Origin of the sequence: Shewanella sp. JNE2, from assembly GCF_023159115.1 — a bacterium.
GTDB classification, from domain to species: domain Bacteria; phylum Pseudomonadota; class Gammaproteobacteria; order Enterobacterales; family Shewanellaceae; genus Shewanella; species Shewanella putrefaciens.
In genome coordinates this window covers 3,164,495-3,184,342 of the sequence record NZ_CP096169.1, presented here as the reverse complement: position 1 = coordinate 3,184,342, position 19,848 = coordinate 3,164,495, and the positions used below count along the sequence as shown (strand labels likewise).

Annotated in this window: 20 protein-coding genes and 4 tRNA genes; 15 read left to right on the top strand and 9 right to left on the bottom strand. The window is 42.2% G+C overall.

What is annotated here, in order from left to right:
- Window positions 1-89: 89 nt before the first annotated feature.
- Window positions 90-2,522 (bottom strand): Lon protease family protein, encoded by a 2,433-nt coding sequence (locus tag MZ182_RS14270; protein ID WP_025008732.1) that lies wholly within the window; start codon window positions 2,520-2,522, stop codon window positions 90-92.
- Window positions 2,523-2,831: 309 nt separating this feature from the next.
- Here MZ182_RS14270 and MZ182_RS14265 point away from each other — a divergent pair, with 309 nt between their 5' ends.
- Complete coding sequence (locus tag MZ182_RS14265) at window positions 2,832-4,073, top strand: DEAD/DEAH box helicase (RefSeq protein ID WP_248065798.1); 1,242 nt, start codon at window positions 2,832-2,834, stop codon at window positions 4,071-4,073.
- An 86-nt stretch (window positions 4,074-4,159) separates the two neighbouring features.
- Here MZ182_RS14265 and MZ182_RS14260 read toward each other — a convergent pair whose 3' ends face one another.
- Window positions 4,160-4,663: a hypothetical protein gene (locus tag MZ182_RS14260; RefSeq protein WP_248065799.1), complete on the bottom strand. Its 504-nt coding sequence runs from the start codon at window positions 4,661-4,663 to the stop codon at window positions 4,160-4,162.
- A 183-nt stretch (window positions 4,664-4,846) separates the two neighbouring features.
- Here MZ182_RS14260 and MZ182_RS14255 point away from each other — a divergent pair, with 183 nt between their 5' ends.
- The 11 genes from MZ182_RS14255 to MZ182_RS14205 are packed head-to-tail and all read left to right on the top strand — an operon-like array spanning window position 4,847 to window position 14,703.
- Entirely contained in the window at window positions 4,847-5,800 is a 954-nt protein-coding gene (locus MZ182_RS14255; RefSeq protein ID WP_014611035.1) for a YbgA family protein, read from the top strand.
- A gap of 42 nt (window positions 5,801-5,842) precedes the next feature.
- Entirely contained in the window at window positions 5,843-6,823 is a 981-nt protein-coding gene (locus MZ182_RS14250; RefSeq protein WP_248065800.1) for a MerR family transcriptional regulator, read from the top strand.
- 58 nt (window positions 6,824-6,881) lie between these two features.
- Window positions 6,882-8,342: a deoxyribodipyrimidine photo-lyase gene (gene phrB / locus MZ182_RS14245; RefSeq protein ID WP_248065832.1), complete on the top strand. Its 1,461-nt coding sequence runs from the start codon at window positions 6,882-6,884 to the stop codon at window positions 8,340-8,342.
- Window positions 8,343-8,367: 25 nt separating this feature from the next.
- Complete coding sequence (locus MZ182_RS14240) at window positions 8,368-8,805, top strand: nuclear transport factor 2 family protein (RefSeq protein WP_248065801.1); 438 nt, start codon at window positions 8,368-8,370, stop codon at window positions 8,803-8,805.
- Window positions 8,805-9,632 carry an SDR family NAD(P)-dependent oxidoreductase gene (locus MZ182_RS14235; RefSeq protein WP_248065802.1) on the top strand — a complete coding sequence of 276 codons (828 nt, stop codon included), beginning with the start codon at window positions 8,805-8,807 and terminating at the stop codon, window positions 9,630-9,632. The genes MZ182_RS14240 and MZ182_RS14235 overlap by 1 nt, the downstream gene beginning before the upstream one ends.
- Window positions 9,629-10,879 carry an NAD(P)/FAD-dependent oxidoreductase gene (locus MZ182_RS14230; RefSeq protein WP_011788650.1) on the top strand — a complete coding sequence of 417 codons (1,251 nt, stop codon included), beginning with the start codon at window positions 9,629-9,631 and terminating at the stop codon, window positions 10,877-10,879. The genes MZ182_RS14235 and MZ182_RS14230 overlap by 4 nt, the downstream gene beginning before the upstream one ends.
- A complete protein-coding gene (locus tag MZ182_RS14225) occupies window positions 10,876-11,685 on the top strand; it encodes a DUF1365 domain-containing protein (RefSeq protein WP_248065803.1) in 810 nt (269 codons plus the stop codon). Before MZ182_RS14230 ends, MZ182_RS14225 begins: the two co-directional genes overlap by 4 nt.
- A 1-nt stretch (window position 11,686) precedes the next feature.
- Complete coding sequence (locus MZ182_RS14220; RefSeq protein ID WP_248065804.1) at window positions 11,687-12,940, top strand: SAM-dependent methyltransferase; 1,254 nt, start codon at window positions 11,687-11,689, stop codon at window positions 12,938-12,940.
- 12 nt (window positions 12,941-12,952) lie between these two features.
- On the top strand, window positions 12,953-13,594 hold the full coding sequence (locus MZ182_RS14215) for a DUF2878 domain-containing protein (RefSeq protein ID WP_248065805.1): 642 nt from the start codon (window positions 12,953-12,955) through the stop codon (window positions 13,592-13,594).
- A gap of 3 nt (window positions 13,595-13,597) precedes the next feature.
- Complete coding sequence (locus MZ182_RS14210; RefSeq protein ID WP_248065806.1) at window positions 13,598-14,170, top strand: chalcone isomerase family protein; 573 nt, start codon at window positions 13,598-13,600, stop codon at window positions 14,168-14,170.
- The gene (locus MZ182_RS14205; RefSeq protein WP_248065807.1) at window positions 14,158-14,703 is read left to right on the top strand and encodes a DUF3833 domain-containing protein; all 546 of its coding nucleotides are present in this window, start codon (window positions 14,158-14,160) and stop codon (window positions 14,701-14,703) included. Before MZ182_RS14210 ends, MZ182_RS14205 begins: the two co-directional genes overlap by 13 nt.
- A 120-nt stretch (window positions 14,704-14,823) precedes the next feature.
- Here the strand turns inward: MZ182_RS14205 and MZ182_RS14200 are convergent, their stop codons facing one another.
- Window positions 14,824-15,168 carry a DUF3634 family protein gene (locus MZ182_RS14200; protein WP_011788656.1) on the bottom strand — a complete coding sequence of 115 codons (345 nt, stop codon included), beginning with the start codon at window positions 15,166-15,168 and terminating at the stop codon, window positions 14,824-14,826.
- A gap of 154 nt (window positions 15,169-15,322) precedes the next feature.
- On the opposite strand from MZ182_RS14200, the gene MZ182_RS14195 reads away from it, so the two are divergent.
- The gene (locus MZ182_RS14195) at window positions 15,323-15,508 is read left to right on the top strand and encodes a hypothetical protein (RefSeq protein WP_011919688.1); all 186 of its coding nucleotides are present in this window, start codon (window positions 15,323-15,325) and stop codon (window positions 15,506-15,508) included.
- Window positions 15,509-15,829: 321 nt separating this feature from the next.
- Here MZ182_RS14195 and MZ182_RS14190 read toward each other — a convergent pair.
- The 4 genes from MZ182_RS14190 to MZ182_RS14175 form a co-directional block, all read right to left on the bottom strand.
- Window positions 15,830-15,905, bottom strand: a tRNA-Thr gene (locus MZ182_RS14190).
- A 44-nt stretch (window positions 15,906-15,949) separates the two neighbouring features.
- A tRNA-Phe gene (locus tag MZ182_RS14185) sits at window positions 15,950-16,025 on the bottom strand.
- A gap of 487 nt (window positions 16,026-16,512) precedes the next feature.
- A tRNA-Thr gene (locus MZ182_RS14180) sits at window positions 16,513-16,588 on the bottom strand.
- 44 nt (window positions 16,589-16,632) lie between these two features.
- A tRNA-Phe gene (locus MZ182_RS14175) sits at window positions 16,633-16,708 on the bottom strand.
- Window positions 16,709-17,096: 388 nt separating this feature from the next.
- Here MZ182_RS14175 and MZ182_RS14170 point away from each other — a divergent pair.
- Together MZ182_RS14170 and MZ182_RS14165 are read left to right on the top strand one after the other, a co-directional pair.
- Entirely contained in the window at window positions 17,097-17,648 is a 552-nt protein-coding gene (locus MZ182_RS14170) for a cytochrome b (RefSeq protein WP_248065808.1), read from the top strand.
- A 4-nt stretch (window positions 17,649-17,652) separates the two neighbouring features.
- Window positions 17,653-18,228 (top strand): YceI family protein, encoded by a 576-nt coding sequence (locus MZ182_RS14165; RefSeq protein ID WP_011788658.1) that lies wholly within the window; start codon window positions 17,653-17,655, stop codon window positions 18,226-18,228.
- An 87-nt stretch (window positions 18,229-18,315) separates the two neighbouring features.
- Here MZ182_RS14165 and MZ182_RS14160 read toward each other — a convergent pair whose 3' ends face one another.
- Both MZ182_RS14160 and mutY read right to left on the bottom strand, forming a co-directional pair.
- Window positions 18,316-18,594, bottom strand: a complete 279-nt coding sequence (locus MZ182_RS14160; protein WP_011788659.1) for an oxidative damage protection protein — start codon at window positions 18,592-18,594, stop codon at window positions 18,316-18,318.
- A 2-nt stretch (window positions 18,595-18,596) separates the two neighbouring features.
- Window positions 18,597-19,685: an A/G-specific adenine glycosylase gene (gene mutY, locus MZ182_RS14155; RefSeq protein WP_011788660.1), complete on the bottom strand. Its 1,089-nt coding sequence runs from the start codon at window positions 19,683-19,685 to the stop codon at window positions 18,597-18,599.
- Window positions 19,686-19,848 lie beyond the last annotated feature (163 nt).

Genomic DNA, 19,848 nt, shown 5'->3' with positions numbered 1-19,848 from the left:
ATTTGTCCGTGAGAGTATTTAAAGACAAAGGGTTAGCCATTGGCCAACCCTTTTTTATCACTTCATTCTCGGCTTAAAAATCTTAGACTTTAATCGGCTTTACTCAACATTCTTAGTGTGGTGAGTTTTTGTTGTGCTATACCAAAAATGCTCTCAGGTGAATATTGCTCTTGGTTTGGTGATGGTTCTTGCTGCAAGAAGCTACCTGCATTTTTGCCGAGTAACAGTGCCATCGCTTGAGTGACATGGGTTATCGCCCAAATATGGAATTCACCCTGTTCAACGGCATCGACAATATCTTTACGCAGCATAAGATTGGCAATATTTGATGCGGGAATAATCACGCCTTGGCTCGATAAGCGGCCCTTTATTTTACAGACATCGAAAAACCCTTCAATTTTCTCATTAACACCACCAATCGGTTGGGCTTCTCCAAATTGATTCATCGAACCTGTGATCGCAATATCTTGCCTGATAGGCAGTTCACTGATGGCAGAGATAATAGCGCAGCATTCGGCCATAGAGGCACTGTCCCCATCAACGCCACTATAGGATTGCTCAAAGGTGAGGTATGTGGTTAAGGGGATTTGTGCCGTCTTGCCTAAAACCGAAGCTAAATAAGCGGTTAAGATCAACACTCCCTTAGAATGGATCCGCCCACCCAGTTTGACTCTGTGCTCAATGTCTAACACTTCACCTTTACCAAAAGCCGTTGTCGCGGTAATACGATTAGGCATACCAAATTGATGGTCAGAGGTAGAAATAACGGATAAGGCATTGATCTGACCAATAACGTCACCTTGGGTGTTAATTAATGTTGTACCATTAATAAAGCTTTGCATTATGTTGTCGTGTAGGCGTGAAACCCTCTGCTCTTGGTTGCGAAGTGCTTGCTCTACATCAGGCGCACTAATTTGCTTGCTACCCGCTGATTTTGCACAATAGTTTGATTCACGGAGCAGATTGGCAATATTTGCTGAATGCAACGAGAGTTTTTGTTGATCTTCTGCTTCACGGGAACTGTATTCGATGATCCGTGCGATAGCGCTTCTATCACAGTGCAGCATATTGTTATCGTGGACTATGCTGGAAATGAAGCGGGCATAATGGGCTTCAGAGGCATCGGTTCTGTCCATCACATCTTCAAAATCAGCGGTAACTCTAAATAATTCACTAAAATCTGGATCATAGTGTTGTAAGAGTTGGTAGGTTTCATGATCACCAAATAGGATGATTTTGACATCTAAGGGGATAGGTTCAGGTGCCAGCGATATTGTACCCGATAGCGACACTTCACGTTCTAATGAGCTTAAATCGAGTTTACGCGAACGTAGGGCGCGTTTAAGACCATCCCAGACATAGGGACGCTCTAATACTTTTACCGCGTCCATCAATAGCACGCCACCATTGGCCTTATGTAAACTGCCTGAGCGGATGAGGGAAAAATCGGTAAATACAGTGCCCCTGAAGGTCGCATTTTCGACATAACCAAATAAGCTGTGATAACTCGGGCTTTCTTCAACCACGATCGGAAATTTTTGTGCGCCTTGGCAAACCAGTACGTTGACTTGGTAGCGACGTGGCATTTTCTTTTCGAGTGAAGCATAGGCGAGGGCGAGTTGTTCTTCACTTTCTTCTAAAAAGATATCCAGGTTATCTAAAATATCTGCCTGCATACCTGTTAAAAATGCACGCACTTCAGGTTGATGTTTATATTTATCCTTAAGGGGTTTAAAAAAGTGGATCAGTACATCTTTTGCAACTTGTTCATCATGTTCTTGTTGAGTGTCACTAAATTCTTCTTCCCACTCAGTATTTTGGCGGATTATGTTGCGCAATTTGACTTCGAGTCCATTGATATTACTTTCAAATTGATTGCGTTCTGTTTCAGTTAATGCCGTAAAGGAGTGTTCATCATGGGGTTCTTCGCCGTTTAGGGCGATCATTTGATAGTCACCCTGTAAGGTTAAGCTAAGGCTAATTCCCTTTTGTTTGGCTTCTTCGCTTAATTCGGTGAGCGCCGCTTCTTGCTTTTGTGCCAGTTGGCTTTTAAGTTTTTCAGCACGGGCATAATACATTTCATTATCAAAGGCTAAAGGAAGCGCTTTGACCAACTTAAGCATCAATTTTTCGATGGCTTTTTTAAACTCTAACCCAGATCCTGCAGCGAGTTTTAGCACTTTAGGGCTGCGGGTATCATCAAAATTTACCACATAGCACCAATCGTATAGGCTGTGCTCACTTGGCTCATGTCGATTGAGGTAACGTAGCATCATAGTGCGTTTACCTAAGCCATTTTGACCGATAGCGTAGATATTGTAGCCCTTTTCCTTTATTCCCATGGCGAACTCAACGGCTTGTTGAGCGCGTTCTTGGCCGACAATATCATCCAGTGGTGTCAGTTCTGCGGTTGATTGACAGTCGGTGCTTAATTCTTTGAGATCACATTTACGGTACAGTTGTTGACTGGTTAATGGTGCTGCTTGGCTCGGCTTGATCTGAAATGAGTGGTCAGTGGGCATAAATATCCTTGGTGTTTCAGCCTTAATATTTCCATTGTAGACAATAAGATAGCATTTTTGTCAATCAATACTCTGTAAAATATTAATAAGTTGTAGCTTCTGCCTCGCTGGTATTCGCGTCTCAGTGAAGTCAATCTTGATACCCTATTTATACATTACTTCCATCGGTGGTGACCTATTATTGAGGCTATGACAGTTGCTCGTGTGGTTAATGTCGATTGCATTGGAGGAATGCTTTGCTTTTGCGTCTAGGCGCGACTATGTCGTATCTGCTAACATTAATGCCATGATGTTATTTGGTGATTTCCAATGTCTTTCAGTTCCTTATCTTTAAATGCCACTCTAGTGAATACCATAACCGAACTGGGTTACTCGTTACCCACACCCATTCAATCGGAAGCAATTCCAGTCATTTTAGCCAAACAAGATGTGATGGCCGGCGCACAGACAGGTACGGGTAAAACGGCTGCATTTGCACTCCCTATTTTGCATCTGCTTATGGCTAAAAATGTAGAACAGAAGGCTGAGAGGGTAAAAACCGTACAAGCATTAGTGTTAGTACCAACACGTGAGTTAGCGGTACAAGTACATCAAAGCTTTGTTAAATATGCTAAAAATACAGATATTCGTATAGGTATAGCCTATGGCGGCGTGAGTATTGATGCGCAGGTCGATGTATTTAAAACAGGTATTGATGTGCTAATTGCAACCCCAGGGCGATTGCTCGATCATCTTCGTCAAGGAGTATTAAACCTTAATCAACTCAGTACATTAGTTTTCGATGAAGCCGACCGTATGCTTGATATGGGGTTTATGGATGAAATTAATGCAGTGCTTAAACAAGTGCCTAAGGACAGACAAACGCTACTTTTTTCTGCCACCTTAGATGATGCGATATTTGAGTTGAGTAAATCTTTACTACGTGAGCCTAAATTAATCGAAGTGACTAAACGTAATACGACCGCAGCACAGGTTGAGCAACGAGTGTATGCCATTGATAGCGATCGTAAAACTGAGTTTGTTAGTCACTTGATTCGTTCGAATTATTGGCACCAAGTGCTTATTTTTAGTCGTACTAAGCAAGGTGTTGATAGACTTGTACAGCAGTTAAATAAACTGAGTATTGTCACTCATGCCTTCCATGGTGATTTGTCCCAAGGCGCACGGGAAAAAGTATTACAAGCATTTAAACTGGGTAATATTCAGGTGTTAGTGGCCACCGATGTTGCTGCCCGAGGGCTAGATATTGTTGAATTAAAATATGTGATTAATTTTGAATTGCCCTTTATTGCTGAAGACTATATTCACCGTATCGGCCGTACGGGGCGAGCGGGGAGTGCAGGCCTTGCTATCACGCTGTTTAGCCAAGAAGATACATTATTACTAGAAGAAGTTGAAGTTGTGCTTGATAAGCGCTTGCCGCAACAATGGTATCCCGGTTTTGAGCCAGATTTTAATAAGATGGAACCTGAACCCAGGCGTAACGGTAAAGCGGCACAAAAACAACGTGCCAAAAAACGCGCCTTCGGCAGTAAAAAGCCCTCTCGGTGAGTCGCTATTGTTTAGGGACTCACTTGTGAGCACAATAGCCTTGGGGTTGGGCAATGGTTTATTTGCTAACCTCAGTATTTAGCGTATCAACTGTAATGAACTTCAGCTTGGTTATTGCGTTGCCGCTCTTCATTTTTTCCCGTTGATTCTTTAATGAGTTCTACTTTTTGGGCTTGAAGTAGCTCTATTTGCTTAGATTTTTCTTCTTCTGATAGATTTTCGTCAGCGGCAATTCTCTCCATTTCTTCTTCTATTTTCTTCAGTTTTTCCCTATCGAGACCTGTACGTCTATCTAGAATAGCTTGCATGGCTTCATCTAAACGATTGGTGTCTTTTTCAGGTTCTTTTGTTCCCGCTATGTTTTGCACATTACTTGTATAACTCTGTTTAGCATTGGATGCTAAATGACTATAAGTATCAGCAGGTTGTGCAGTGGTCCCAGTAGAGGACAAGGTCACTTTATCTTGAGTTGATAATACCGTTGCTGAAGCTGTGGTGGCCGATACAAGTGCATCTTCAAACTGATTCTGGCTTGACTTGACCTGAGCGAGCGTAACGGCTGTGAAGGTATTAGGGTGAGTAACGATCATTTTTGTGTGGCTCCTTTGATTGCTGTGTCAAATGTCGGGTTATTTTTAAGCAATATTGAGGCCGAATGCGCAAAATCATCGTTTAGTTAATTTCACTGTTACTTATAAATATTTGTACAAAAACTTGATCTTTGTACAACTCTGGTCCGTAATGTAAGTCATAGTTATACAAGGAGTCAGATTATGTATAAGTTTAACCCGCAGCGAATTCAGATTGGGATCAGTGCTTGTCTATTGGGTGAAAAAGTTCGCTTCGATGGGGGGCACAAAAATTCTTCCTATTGTAATCAAGAGATTAAAAATTTTTTTGATTATGTTCCCATTTGTCCTGAGATGGCGATTGGTCTAGGTGCACCTCGTAAAAGCATACGTTTAGTGCGTGATGGTGAAACCATACTTGTTCAAAGCGGCGATGGTAGCTTAGATGTCACCGACAGACTGAATGCTTACAGTGAAAGCAAAGTACAAGAGCTAGATTTTTTAGGGGGATACTTGCTCTGTGCTAAATCGCCTACATGCGGTATGGAACGGGTGACTGAGTACAAAATAGGCACGAATAACGGCACAAAATCGGGTATCGGTGTGTTTGCTCGCAAGTTAATGGAGCGTTATCCATTACTACCCGTGGAGGAGGAGGGGCGCTTACACGATATGGTATTGCGGGAAAACTTTTTTACCCGCGTTTATGCCTATCACGATTGGCACCAAATGAAGCACGAAGGATTAACTAAGCATAAATTGGTTAAGTTTCACTCCCGTTATAAATATCTGCTCATGGCCCACAGCCCTAAATGGTATCGCGAGCTAGGACCTATTATTGCCAATATTGATGATCTTGAAACCAGTGCGACTCGCTATTTTGAAGGCTTTATGACGGCACTTAAAATTAATGCGACTCGTAAGAATCACACCAGCACGTTACAGCATATTCAAGGTTATTTTAAAAAGCATTTGAGCAAAGAGCAAAAGACAGAACTATCTGAAGCGATTATGAAATATCGACAAGGCCTCTTGCCATTATTGGTGCCTATTACCTTGATAAATCATTATCTGCGGGAATTTCCAACCCCCTATATTGAAGACCAAGTGTATTTGAATCCTCATCCTGAGGCGTTAAAACTGCGTTACGCATATTAATTTATGGTCGCAAGCAATTGTTTAACCAAATAAGTGATTAAGATGAAAGAAGATCAACCGTCCATGCCTGATGCAGAATACCGAGATGAAGTCTTACTCCCAATCGGGGAAGTATCTTCAATTACAGGGGTTAATGCGGTGACATTAAGGGCATGGCAGCGCCGTTTTGGTTTAGTGATCCCGGAACGAACTCCCAAGGGACACAGGTTATACACGGCAGAAAATATTAAAGAAATTCATGAGATCAATGCTTGGTTGGCTAAAGGGGTCGCGATTAGTAAAGTGAAACCTTTGCTGTTGAGTGCCGCGAAATCTTTGCCCTTAGAAGTCACTCAAACAGAAGTGACTGATATTTGGACTGAACAAATTGCAGCCTTGACGGCTGCACTGTTGGCATTTAATCAAAATAAGTTACACCAGATATTGGATGAAGCAATCGGCTTATACCCGTTTCATTTAGTCAAAGATAAGTTATTGAATCCTTGGTTGAGTCATATTGATAGTTTACTAGTCGAACGGCTCGATGCTGAGTTAGTGACCGCATGGCTAAAGAGTGAATTACTTAGTCGGACAGGCGGACGTTTTGTGCTTGCAGGGCAAGCACATACGGCAAGAGTTGTTGTAATAACACTCTGCCGTAATACACAGTTATCAGCAAATGCAATAAGGACTAATACCCTATTTTCACTCATTTTGTTACTTGAATTAGCGGCGTTACGAGTGTCGGTTATTGATCTTGGTGAGCAGGTTATTGGGAATTTAGCGCTCTTAAATGGCAGGCTCAAAGTCGATGCACTTTTGGTTATTCCTGATGCTAGTCATTCCGGTTCTGAGCAGACTGAAATACTCGATACCCTAAAACAAATGGCTTTCCCATGCTGTGTCATTGGACCCTTTGCCCCCATGTATACCTCGTTATCCACATTTGCTATGCCAACGGTAGCGGCGTTGATTGATTCTGTGTCACCTAAATCGCAGGCTTCGACTCGGCATCAAACGGTCAATCTGCAGCAGGGTGTATAAGTAAAAGGCGGTATTAAAAATATGAGTGGAGATAACAGTGATATCACTTAAAGAACAAATGGCTACGTCAAATGTAGGCGATACACTGATGTGGTTTCGTCAAGATTTAAGACTTGCCGATAATCAAGCATTAACAGCGGCTTGCGATTGGGCAAGGGCGCAAGGTACTGCGCTTAGGGCTATATATATTGCAACTCCCATCCAGTGGGCATGCCATGATGTAGCGCCTATTCAATTAGATTTTATTGAACGTCATATTAATCTGCTTGCGAAAGGTCTTGGATGTTTAGGTATTCAGTTTGAGTTAATTCAATTAGAGCGTTTTGCGGATATCCCACAATTTATGCTTGATTATTGTCAGCAGCACAATATTACAAGGGTGTTTGCTGGCTCAGAGCCAGAGATAAACGAACGAGTTCGCGATCAGGCATGCATTGATGCGGGTGTGCCGCTGTTGTTAACTGATGAACATTGTTTGCTCGCGCCAGGCACAGTGTTGAACTTATCGGGTGAAATGTATCGAGTTTTTACCCCTTTTAGTCGAAAGTGGCGAGAAATTGCCGCCCGTCATGCCATTTTGCCGCTCGGAGTTCCCGCACCACTTGGGCCCGTTTTACCAGAACCTAAAGTGTTAAATTTAGCCGTGAATAAAGTATCGAGCGAACAATGGGGCGCGGGAGAAGGGCAAGCTAAGCGTTTGCTGTGCGATTTTGTACAGCAAAAAGTGCAAGATTATAAACAGGATCGTGATTTTCCGGCCCTAGATGGGACGAGTTGTATTTCTCCTTATTTGGCGATTGGCGTGCTCAGTGCACGCCAATGTGTTGCCGCATTATTACAGCGTTTTCCTGAGGTGATCGTGGATGATACAAGCCTTGGCCGAACTTGGCTTAATGAGCTTGTCTGGCGTGAGTTTTATCGTCATTTATTAGTCGCATTTCCAGACTTATCTAAAAATTATAATTTTAATCGTCAAGCAGACCAAGTTCAGTGGCGTAATAATATTGAAGAGTTTAAGGCTTGGTGCGAGGGACGAACTGGTTATCCTATTGTTGATGCAGCTATGCGTCAGCTTAATCAAACAGGTTGGATGCACAATCGCCTGCGTATGGTGGTCGCCAGTTTCTTAACCAAACATTTGTTAATTGATTGGCGTTGGGGTGAGCGCTATTTCCGCCAAAAACTCATTGATGGTGACTTAGCGGCTAATAATGGTGGCTGGCAATGGTCTGCTGGATGTGGATGTGATGCCCAACCTTATTTCCGTATTTTTAATCCAATGAGCCAGAGTGAAAAGTTTGATCCAGATGGCAGCTTTATCCGTAAATACTTACCAGAGCTGGCATCTTGGGGAATAAAGCAACTGCATCAACCCAATACCGCTAAGACTCCTTTATTGTTTAAACAGCCATTATTTGCCGAACAAGCCGCTTATCCGAGTGCCATAGTGGATCACACCGAAGCAAGGGTTAGAGCATTAAGTGTGCTCGGCGTATTGAAAAAGGCTTCTGCCTTATAAATTTGGGTTCTGGAGTAATACAGCGATGACTGAAGTAAATCCAAATACACTTGTTGACGATTTTATCCAGCTATACCAAGCATTAAATAAAGACAATCTGCATTTGCTCGAGCGAGTTTACGATGACAAGATTATATTTGCCGATCCTATGCATCAGATTATCGGTTTACCTGCATTAACTCAGTACTTTGCTAAGTTATATAAAAATGTTCAGCATATTCAGTTTGATATTAAGGAAGTGCAGCAGAATAACTCTCAGGCAGCACTCTTTTGGCAAATGCAGTATTCCCACCCCAAGTTAAATAAGGGGGAAACTATTTTTGTCGATGGCATGAGCCAACTGAGATTCAATGAGAAAATCTTTTTCCACCGAGATTACTTCGACCTCGGGCAAATGCTATACGAGCACTTGCCTTGCATGGGGGGGCTAATTCGCTTACTTAAAGATAGGGCGGCAAAGTAATGGACAGTGTTAATTATCGTCCTGTCGATCAATCTAGCGCTGTCAAACTGGCACAGCACAAAACTGTGCTTATTACTGGGGCAACTTCAGGGATTGGATTGCAACTAGCGCAGGATTACTTACAGCAGGGTTGGCATGTTATTGCCTGTGGTCGCGATCGGCAGCGTCTGGATGTATTGGCATTAGTTGAGCTTTTAGGCGCCTCGATTATCGTGTTTGATATATCGCAGCGCGAGCAAGTTCAGCAAGCCGCGAAAGACTTAAGCCAGTTATTAATCCATAAACATTGCCAACTCGATTTAGTGATTTTAAATGCGGGGAGCTGTGAATATATCGATGATGCCAAAGCGTTTGATGATGCATTATTCGAGCGAGTTATTCATACCAATCTTATTTCGATGGGTTATTGCCTTGGTGCATTTTTACCTTTGATGCCAAAAGGTTCACATATTGGATTAATGAGTTCGAGTGCGATTTACTTACCTTTTCCCCGTGCTGAAGCCTATGGCGCCTCTAAAGCTGGTGTGCAGTATTTAGCCTCAAGTTTAGCGATAGATTTGACGCAATTTGGCATTGGGGTGAGTTTGATTTGCCCAGGTTTTGTGGCAACCCCATTAACGGCTAAAAATAATTTCCCCATGCCGATGCAAGTGACTGTTGAAGCCGCTTCTAGGGCTATACGCCGCGGATTAAAACGTGGTCAGCGTGAGATTCATTTTCCAAGGCGTTTTACTTATTTACTGAAACTATTGTCATTTTTACCTGCTTTTTTATGGCAAAAGATGATGGCTACCAATACCAAGCCACTTAAGGATCCGAGTCTATGAAAAATATCGCTATTGTTGGCACTGGTATCTCAGGTTTAACCTGTGGCCATTTATTGAGTGAGTCACATAAAGTGACAGTATTTGAAGCCAATGACTATATTGGTGGTCACACCGCCACTGTCGATATTCATCATCAGGGACAAAATTACGCTATTGATACTGGTTTTATCGTATTTAACGACAGAACTTATCCTCGTTTTGAGCGTTTATTGGCTCGTCTTAAGGTAAAGATATTACCGACAGAAATGAGTTTTAGTGTGCACAATACGCTGACAGGACTTGAGTATAATGGTCACCACTTTGGTAGTTTATTTGCTCAAAAGCGGAATATTTTTAACCCTCGATTTTGGACTTTTTTAAGAGAAATTTTACGCTTTAATAAAAGTTGCAAAGCGATTTATCAGCAAGATAAATATCCCGAGGGAAATTTGGGGGATTTTTTAGAGCGAGAACATTTTTCGCCTTTTTTTGCTGAGCATTATATTTTACCTATGGGAGCGGCGATTTGGTCTTCAAGTATTGAAGATATGCGAGCATTTTCACTGAGGTTTTTTATTCGCTTCTTTGAACATCACGGATTATTAAATGTCAGTGATAGACCTCAATGGTATGTGCTTGAAGGCGGTTCTCGTAGTTATATTCCTGATTTAATTGCCCCGTTTAAAGAGAGTATTCACTTAAACTCCCCTGTTAGTGCGATTGAACGGCAACACGATGGAGTGAGATTGCTCGTTAAAGGTGAGTGGCTTGAGTTTGATGAAGTTATTTTAGCCTGCCATAGTGATCAAGCACTTAGGATGCTTATGGATCCTACATCGACTGAGAAGGCCGTTCTCGGTGATTTGCAATATCAAGATAACGATGTTGTGCTACATACAGACACACGCATTTTACCTCAACGTAAAGCTGCTTGGGCTAGCTGGAACTATCGCTTAGATGGTGATTTAAAGCGCCCCGCATCAGTCACTTACAATATGAACATTCTGCAACAGTTGCCTGCCAATGCACCGACTTTTTGTATCACGTTGAATCAGTCAGAATTGATTGATGAGGCTAAAGTATTGCGCCGTTTCACCTACGCTCACCCCGTATTTAATGAGGCCAGTCTCAAGGCACAAGCTCGGCGTGAGGAGATTTCAGGCCACAATCATACCCATTTTGCTGGCGCTTATTGGCACAATGGTTTCCATGAAGATGGCGTTCGTAGTGCCCTCGATGTGTGTGCACACTTCGGAGTAGAACTATGACGACGCTTAGCAGTGGTATTTATTACGGCACTGTATTCCACAGTCGTTTTACACCCATCAAGCATAATTTCAGCTATGAAATGGCATTGCTTGCGATTGATTTGGATGAGGTTGATAACATCAGTGCGATGGGGCGAATATTTGCCAGTCAGCGCCGTGCTTTATTGAGATTTAATCCCAAAGATTATCTTATTTCTTTTACAGCTAAAACGGGTGAAACCCGCGAACAGCAAATCACAGATTTGAGCACTGCGTCACTTAAAGCTCGAGTGCTTACCCAAGTCGCAGAGCTTGGGGCTGATAAGCTATGTGATCGAGTGATGTTTGTTGGGCAAATCCGCCATTTTGGTGTGTATTTTAGTCCAGTTAATTTTTATTTTTGTTATCAAAATCAAAAGCCTTTATATATGTTGGCCGAAGTGAGTAATACACCTTGGAACCAACGTCATTGTTATTTAGTGGATTTAACTACACCGCAGCCATCGGATAAGGTATTCCATGTTTCGCCTTTTATGACACTGGATATGCGTTATGTTTGGCATATCTCAGCACCGACGGAACATTTAAATATAGGTATTGAGAATAATTCAATACCTAAGGTGATTGGCAATCAAGAGGGGAAAAAGCTCTTTAATGCTTCTCTTGTAATGAAACGCCAGCCAATTAATGCGGTCAATCTGCGTTCATTTTTATTCCACTTTCCTTTTATGACACTAAAGATCTTCTTCGGTATTTATTGGCAAGCATTAAAACTCTTTTTCAAACGTGTGCCCTTTGTGCCGCATCCAGCTCAGGTGGAGAAATAATATGGAAAATACAGCTTCGCAAACTTCAGCTATCACAGGGAAGCTTCCTGACAGTCTTGCGCGTAAAGTATTACTTAAGGCGCTGGAAAGCTTGCCGCATGGATGTTTAACCTTAGTCGAAGGCGATAAGAGCTACCGTTTTGGCCAGAGTCATGCGGATTTACATGCCACTTTGGTGGTTAAGCACCCGAGTTTTTATCGGCAAGTGATGTTATCTGGCTCCATTGGAGCTGGTGAAAGTTTTATCCAAGGACATTGGGAAAGTCCTGATCTGACTAAGGTGGTGCAGCTTTTTGCGCGTAACCTCGCCTTGCTCGATAGGATTGAAGCCAAGTTCTCTTGGTTAACTGGTACGATAAACCGTGTGAAACATGTGCTGAATCGTAATTCTAAGGAAGGATCAAAGCGTAATATTTTGGCCCATTACGACTTAGGCAATGCCATGTATGAACAATTCCTAGACCGAGAAATGCTGTATTCCAGTGCGCTTTATCCCCATGAAGAAGCCAGTTTACAGGAGGCTCAGCAGTTTAAGTTGATGACTATCTGCGAACGGCTCGACTTACAACCAGGTCAAACTTTACTAGAGATTGGTACGGGGTGGGGAGCGCTCGCCATCTACGCTGCCAAGCATTATGGTGTACATGTCACCACGACAACCATCTCGGATGCACAATACGCTTATGCCAAAGCACGCGTTGAGCAGGAGGGGTTAAGCGACAAAGTCACACTACTCACAGAAGATTATCGTAATTTAACGGGGGAATACGACAGGGTTGTTTCCATTGAAATGATTGAAGCGGTTGGCCATGAATATCTGGCTGGATTTTTTAAAAAGTTAGCATCACTTCTAAAACCAAATGGAAGGCTATTGCTGCAGGCGATTACTATTGCCGATCAGCGTTATGACAGTTATCGCAAAAGTGTGGACTTTATTCAGCGCTATATTTTTCCTGGTGGCTGTTTACCCTCGGTGAGCCAAATGGTGAATCACATGGCTAAGCAAACCGATATGGTGGTTTGGTTGGTCAATGATATGGGGCTGGATTATGCTAAAACGCTAAAACATTGGCATGAGAATTTTGATCATGCGATAGGTGAGATCCAAGCATTAGGCTATGGCGAAGACTTTATCCGTATGTGGAAATTTTACTTAAGTTATTGTGAAGGGGGGTTTTTAGAACGCACCACAAGTACAGTGCATCTTGTTGCTGTACGCCCTGACTATCGATTGTCAGTGATGCAATCTTGTTAAATGAGCGTTTACATGAAGCCCATTTTAAGTATTCCTAGCGACCGATCAGCGTCTGCTTATGCTTTATTATCCCGTGACTGTCCTAAGTCTCGGGGATTTATCATTTATAATGCTGTCAGTTTTCAGCTGGTGTGGTGGTCTAGTGTACTTTGGCTGAATTTATCGCTTACTCTTACTATCCCATTATTATTACTGCATTTTATCTTACTAATCGTACTGGGAAAACGCCAGTGCTATAAGCTTGATTGGATGCTAATCCTTAAACTCGCGCCTATCGGAATGGCCATAGATACACTACTGGTGATTTTTGGGGTGTTTGAGTTTGCGATATTCCCTTGGTGGCTCATTTGTCTATGGCTACATTTTATATTGAGTCTGCATTATAGCCTCGCGTTTATGCGGCATTGGCCCTTATTTTTACAAGTCATCATCGGCGGGATATTTGGTTGCCTGAGCTATGTGGCTGGCGCAAAAATGTCCGCGGTCGCTTTTCCCTTTGAACTTATCTCTACCAGCATAGTGCTTGCCATGATTTGGTGTTTACTCTTTCCCTTATTACTGCACCTTACGCATTCAAATAGCCTGATGGCTTTTAAGACGCTGTTATTGAGTTGCCAAAGAGTATTCAATCGTGGCATGGATAGAAGGTTATAACCTATGACGCTGAAAAAGTTAGTCTGTTTGTACTCTTACTTTGTATTTGTAGGAACTATGCCATTTGGGACATTATCTGCGCAGGATAAAGCCCCTCAATCTGCCAAGGCTACATCCGTTCAGCATTTGAACTCACCTTTGATTGAAGTTGGGCGAGGAGAGATGGATTGGCTATGGTTGAGTTTATACAAAGCGAAGTTGATGACTGCTACAGGACATTATCAACAGGAGCAGTACCCCCAATTATTAGAGATTGAGTATTATCGCGACATTGATTCTGAGGATCTTTTGCAAGCAACACGGGAACAGTGGCAAAAACTAGGATTTTCTAAGACCGATATTGAACGCTGGCTGAGTGTATTAGCGTCTATCTGGCCCGATGTAAAGCAAGGTGATTACTTGAGCTTTATGGTTATCGATGGGAAAACTAGCCAATTTTTTTATAACCAGCAACCGCTTAATATGATTGATGATGCGCATTTTGCCCAAGCTTTTTTAGCCATTTGGTTATCACCTAAAACAAGCCGCCCGAGTTTGAGGGCACAATTACTCGGAGAAAAATCATGCGACTGTTAAAACACTTTTTGGGGCAAAAATGGATTTTGGTTTTATTGATGATTACGGGGCTCTCGAGTTGTTCATCGGTTGAGGTGACTGATTACCAAGAGACTCATCCAAAACTTATTTTGGAGTCCTTTTTTAATGGCCCACTAACTGCATCAGGCATAGTGCAAAACTTCGGTGGTAAAGTGATCCGCAAGTTTAATGTCATTATGGAAGCGAGTTGGCAAGGGGACATCGGGGTTATTAAAGAATGGTTTGTTTACGATGATGGTGAAACTCAAACCCGTGTGTGGCATATAAAAGCCTTAGGTAATGGGCAATATACAGGCACGGCCGATGACATTATTGGTACTGCTCAAGGTCAATCTAGTGGCAGCGCACTGCGTTGGAAATATGACATGCTATTACCTGTGGACGGCGATGAATACCAAGTTCATTTCGACGATTGGATGTACTTAGTCAATGATAATACTGTTATAAATCAGAGTGATATCATTAAGTTTGGTGTCACAGTCGCTAAGGTGACTTTAGTGATTCAAAAGTGAATCTTATGGTCTAAATTGAGTTTAACAGTATTGTTTAGCTAAAAATAAGCAAAGTGCTTTTAGGATAGGTAGCAACCTCAATTATCTCACTTGAGGTTGCTAGTATAACGGGGTAAAAATCTAGCCAGCTTGACGACTATTATCGATAGATTTTTTATCGTAATACTCAAAAGGAAATAAATTACGGATCCTCTGCTTAACATTGTCACTCACATTGGCGGAAATATGTAAGCGCACGTCTCCTGATTTTTCAGCCCTAACAGTACAAGTGAGTTTTTCGGCCTTAGCGATTTGGCGGCACTCTTTTTCAAACCTTTCAGGGATCTTGCCCTTATGCTGAGTCATGCGCCCATCTTTAAAATGCATTTCAAAAATTGTCATACCTTTTTTATTGCTAAAAATCAGTTTGTAAACGAGAAATAAGCCAATAACGACAAAAATGAGTTTAAAAATATTGGCAGTCATAATGCCTCCTATATTTATATCTGTAGGACAAAGATACTCTGTAGTCACTTGTTTTAACAGTGCGCTAACACGCAAATTCGGGCTGGTAATAATTCTATGCTAGTCTAAAATTCAAAGGTGATGGAGAAACAACCTCTAAGTTAAGGAAAACATTATGCACCTATCAAATGCTGAACGTTGGTCGTTACTGTGTAAAAAACAAATAGAAGTTATTGATAACCTTGCAACTCAGTTTCCTGAAAGAAAGGTTAACTTGAATGAATTAAGTCAATGCTGGCGCCATGTACAGCACCAAGTTCAGGTTGGTGATAGGCCAATACCCTTTGAGTTAATGAAATAATTGCTTGGATAAGAGCATTTTTATTGAGTTGTTTATATGGTGCCGGCACCAAGAGTCGAACTCTGGACCTAGTGGCGTTATCGAGAGTAAGTCAGTTGCGATTCCCTATTGATGACGGATGTTTTTATGCAAACGACAGATACAATAAAGCCACTCAGTGAGTGGCTTTATTGTTTATATGGTGCCGGCACCAAGAGTCGAACTCTGGACCTACTGGCGTTATCGAGAGTAAGTCAGTTGCGATTCACTATTGATGACGGGTGTTTTTATGCAAACGACAGATACAAAAAAGCCACTCAGTGAGTGGCTTCATTGTCTATATGGTGCCGGCACCAAGAGTCGAACTCGGGACCTACTGATTACAAGTCAGTTGCTCTACCAACTGAGCTATGCCGGCGTAAAGCATTATAAAAAACTCTAGTGAGCTTATTACTTTAAAAGTGGTGCCCGAACCCGGAATCGAACCAGGGACACGAGGATTTTCAATCCTCTGCTCTACCGACTGAGCTATTCGGGCAACTAAACTAAGCGTTAGTTAACTACTTTATACTAAAGCGTAAAATACGCTGTCTGTTCAAAGTGCGCGTATAATATAGTGCTCGCTTTAGCTGCGCAAGCCCTTTTAAAGTGACTGATTAACTATTAAACAAAATTGAGGCATTTATTTTATTCTTACATTCTTCACGTATGTCGCTGTTGAAGTTTTCAGCAATCTTGAGGTTACAAATATTCTTTAAGGTTTAAGTATCCTTGCTTATTTCGTTTTTTGGGATAAGTCAGTTGTGATTCACTTTGATGACAGGTGTTTTTATGCAAACGACAGATACAAAAAAGCCACTCAGTGAGTAGCTTCGTCGTTATATGGTGCCAGCACCAAGAGCCGAACTCGGGATCTACTGGCGTTATCGAGAGTAAGTCAGTTGCGATTCCCTATTGATGACGGGTGTTTTTATTCAAATGACAGATACAAAAAAGCCACTCAGTGAGTGGCTTCATTGTTTATATGGTGCCGGCACCAAGAGTCGAACTCGGGACCTACTGATTACAAGTCAGTTGCTCTACCAACTGAGCTATGCCGGCGTAAAGCATTATAAAAAACTCTAGTGAGCTTATTACTTTAAAAGTGGTGCCCGAACCCGGAATCGAACCAGGGACACGAGGATTTTCAATCCTCTGCTCTACCGACTGAGCTATTCGGGCAACTAAACTAAGTGTTAGTTAACTACTTTGAACTCGTTGGTTAAACCACATCGTCCGAAGTGCGGCTATATTAGCTAGGGTGTTTGAGCTCTGCAAGTGCTTTTTCCCAATAAATCACTCGTTCGGCTGTTTAATGCGCATCTTGGGTGTTTTTTATCTTTTATTCTGCAAATTCAGCTCATTTTCATTCGTTTGCTGTGTTTTTCAAATCAGATGGATACTGATGTTTACTATAGCTTTGTTCCCATTAATCCTGGTTTTTGACTTAATTTCTAAAATTTAGAAAGATATTAGCGATTTTTGCGGCTTTTAGTTTTTAAATTTAGACTTATGATAATGGATATTGTTTGATAGGTAATATGAGATAACGCGAGTATGGAGAGACTCTATGTTTCGAAATAGTAAATTGGCATATGGAATACCCGCTATTGTTATTCATTGGATCAGTGCGTTAGTTGTGATTGGGTTATTCGCCGTAGGTGTGTGGATGGTGGAGTTAACCTACTACAGTATTTGGTACAAGACTGCACCGCATCTACATAAAAGTATTGGGATTCTGTTATTGGCTGCGACTATATTTCGTTTGGTATGGCGCTTAGTTAATCCTAGGCCTGCACCTGAGACAAGTCATAAACCGTGGGAAAAGACGGCCGCACATTTGGCGCATTTTATAATTTATGTCTTGCTCTTTGTCATCATGATCGCTGGCATTTTAATCTCAACCGCAGATGGCCGTGGTATCTGGGTGTTTGATTGGTTTGAACTACCAGGATTGGGACTTTTGTTTGAAAACCAAGCTGATATCGCGGGTGATATTCACCAATATGCGGCTTACAGCTTGATCGCGCTGGTCGTTATTCACGCCGCGGGCGCATTAAAACATCACTTTATCGATAAAGACACCACCCTACTTAGAATGATTAAATTTAAACGAGGATAATACAATGAAAAAGCAACTGTTAAGCGCACTGATTGGTGTATCTCTATTGGTTCCTATGGCGGCTTCTGCTGCAGATTATGTGATTGATACAGAAGGTGCTCATGCTTCTATTACTTTTAAAGTAAACCATTTAGGTTATAGCTATGTGGTGGGGCGTTTTAATGATTTTAGCGGTGATTTTAGTTACGATGCGGCTAAACCAACAGCGATGACTGTAAATGTTACTGTGAATACATTAAGTGTCGATTCAAACCATGCTGAGCGTGATAAACACATTCGCGGCGAAGATTTTCTTAATACTGGCAAATTCGCTAAAGCGACCTTTGCATCTACTTCGGTGGAAGATAAAGGCAATGGCGATTTAGTGATTAACGGTAACTTAACTTTAAATGGTGTGACTAAACCATTAGCGATCAAGGCCCATGCTGTGGGTGAAGGTCAGGACCCTTGGGGTGGCTACCGTGCCGGTTTTACGGGCACAACCACTTTTGCGATGAAAGATTTCGGTATCAAGATGGATTTAGGTCCAGCATCTAGCCATGTTGAGTTAGATCTAGTGGTTGAAGGAGTGCGTAAGTAATTCTTTATTCTGCCATTTAGATAAACAAAAAGCGCCGAAAGGCGCTTTTTTGTAAGCTTTATACTTAGAGTCGACTAACGACCAGAATTAATCTTGGTCTTTTTCTGGTACAAAGCCTTCAATTTCAACATCTTTACCTTCAAATAGGAAAGAGGTCATTTGTTCTTCAAGAAATTTACGATCATCAACATTCATCATGTTGAGTTTTTTCTCGTTGATCAGCATAGTTTGCTTTTTTTGCCATAGGCCCCAAGCTTCTTTGCTGATGTTATCAAAAATACGTTTACCTAAATCACCTGGATACAGTTGAAAGTCTAGGCCGTCGGCTTCTTTATTTAAATATACGCAATTGACTGTACGCGCCATGATTATTCCTTACTGACTGCGGATTGAACGAGTGATCCCAAATTGGCTAGCACGCGCTCGGTGGCTGCGGCCAGTCCCACTTTGGAAGGATGACTTATGTTATACCAGAGAGACTGGTTTTGTTCCATGACGCCCATCATTTGACTGTTGTTTTGCGTCTGATCTAAATTAAGCATCATTGGCTGAATATCTAAATGAAAGTGGCTAAATGTGTGTCTAAAGCCTGTTAACCATTCGAGCTGTTGGGCATCGAAGCCTTGCTCTTCAAGATGAGTTTCAAGTGCATCTTGAGTAGCGAATTCAGGGAAGCACCAGAGTCCGCCCCAAATTCCCGCTGGCGGACGTTTAGCTAAAAAGACTTGGTTGTCTTGCATCAGCACTAACATCCACGCCGCTTTGGTGGGTATGGTTTTTTTAGGCTTTTTGCCAGGGAAATCGGTTTGTCTGCCAATCAGTTGAGCTTTGCAATCAATCGCCACAGGGCAGACGGCGCAGTTAGGTTTACTACGAGTGCAAATACTGGCGCCTATATCCATCATGGCTTGATTGTATTTCTGAATATCTTGCTGCGGCGTCAATGTATCCGTTAGTTGCCAAAGCTGTTCTTCAACCGTTTTTTGCCCTGGCCAACCAGCAATGGCGCCGTGTCTTGCTAACACGCGTTTTACGTTGCCATCGAGAATGGGGTGATGTTGCCCAAGCGACAGCGATAATACTGCGCCTGCTGTTGAGCGGCCGATGCCGGGTAGGGCGAGCACTTGCTCAAAATCCGTTGGAAATAATCCTTGATAATCGTCGCGGATCATCTTGGCCGCTTTATGCAGATTACGCGCCCTAGCGTAATAGCCAAGGCCGTTCCAATGATGCAACACCTCATCGTCTGGCGCGTTAGCGAGTGCTAACACATCGGGGAAACGCGCCATAAATTTAAGATAATAGGGAATAACAGTCGCAACCTGAGTTTGTTGCAGCATGATTTCAGAAACCCATACGCGATATGGGGTTTTATCTTGCTGCCAAGGGAGAGTTTTACGACCGTGATTGTCGTACCAAGAGACGATACGTGTAGCGAAGGAGGCTGTAGATTTCATCGGCGCAGTGTAGCGGCAGTTATCTTCTTAGACAAGCTCAAAAGACACGTGAATAAAGCCTAAAAAGCCAAAAATCGCTGCTAAATTCGCACTCTTAAATAATCTTGGTATACTTTCGCCCCATTAGTGCTTGCACTGTATGTTGAACTTTGGATAATGCCCT

Coding starts and splice junctions, on each gene's coding strand:
- MZ182_RS14235 (WP_248065802.1), top strand. CDS start 8,805: ATGGACAGTGTTAATTATCGTCCTGTCGATCAATCTAGCGCTGTCAAA.
- MZ182_RS14250 (WP_248065800.1), top strand. CDS start 5,843: ATGAAAGAAGATCAACCGTCCATGCCTGATGCAGAATACCGAGATGAA.
- MZ182_RS14270 (WP_025008732.1), bottom strand. CDS start 2,522: ATGCCCACTGACCACTCATTTCAGATCAAGCCGAGCCAAGCAGCACCA.
- MZ182_RS14205 (WP_248065807.1), top strand. CDS start 14,158: ATGCGACTGTTAAAACACTTTTTGGGGCAAAAATGGATTTTGGTTTTA.
- MZ182_RS14255 (WP_014611035.1), top strand. CDS start 4,847: ATGTATAAGTTTAACCCGCAGCGAATTCAGATTGGGATCAGTGCTTGT.
- mutY (WP_011788660.1), bottom strand. CDS start 19,685: ATGAAATCTACAGCCTCCTTCGCTACACGTATCGTCTCTTGGTACGAC.
- MZ182_RS14265 (WP_248065798.1), top strand. CDS start 2,832: ATGTCTTTCAGTTCCTTATCTTTAAATGCCACTCTAGTGAATACCATA.
- MZ182_RS14215 (WP_248065805.1), top strand. CDS start 12,953: ATGAAGCCCATTTTAAGTATTCCTAGCGACCGATCAGCGTCTGCTTAT.
- MZ182_RS14210 (WP_248065806.1), top strand. CDS start 13,598: ATGACGCTGAAAAAGTTAGTCTGTTTGTACTCTTACTTTGTATTTGTA.
- MZ182_RS14200 (WP_011788656.1), bottom strand. CDS start 15,168: ATGACTGCCAATATTTTTAAACTCATTTTTGTCGTTATTGGCTTATTT.
- MZ182_RS14230 (WP_011788650.1), top strand. CDS start 9,629: ATGAAAAATATCGCTATTGTTGGCACTGGTATCTCAGGTTTAACCTGT.
- MZ182_RS14260 (WP_248065799.1), bottom strand. CDS start 4,663: ATGATCGTTACTCACCCTAATACCTTCACAGCCGTTACGCTCGCTCAG.
- MZ182_RS14170 (WP_248065808.1), top strand. CDS start 17,097: ATGTTTCGAAATAGTAAATTGGCATATGGAATACCCGCTATTGTTATT.
- MZ182_RS14195 (WP_011919688.1), top strand. CDS start 15,323: ATGCACCTATCAAATGCTGAACGTTGGTCGTTACTGTGTAAAAAACAA.
- MZ182_RS14165 (WP_011788658.1), top strand. CDS start 17,653: ATGAAAAAGCAACTGTTAAGCGCACTGATTGGTGTATCTCTATTGGTT.
- MZ182_RS14160 (WP_011788659.1), bottom strand. CDS start 18,594: ATGGCGCGTACAGTCAATTGCGTATATTTAAATAAAGAAGCCGACGGC.
- phrB (WP_248065832.1), top strand. CDS start 6,882: ATGGCTACGTCAAATGTAGGCGATACACTGATGTGGTTTCGTCAAGAT.
- MZ182_RS14220 (WP_248065804.1), top strand. CDS start 11,687: ATGGAAAATACAGCTTCGCAAACTTCAGCTATCACAGGGAAGCTTCCT.
- MZ182_RS14240 (WP_248065801.1), top strand. CDS start 8,368: ATGACTGAAGTAAATCCAAATACACTTGTTGACGATTTTATCCAGCTA.
- MZ182_RS14225 (WP_248065803.1), top strand. CDS start 10,876: ATGACGACGCTTAGCAGTGGTATTTATTACGGCACTGTATTCCACAGT.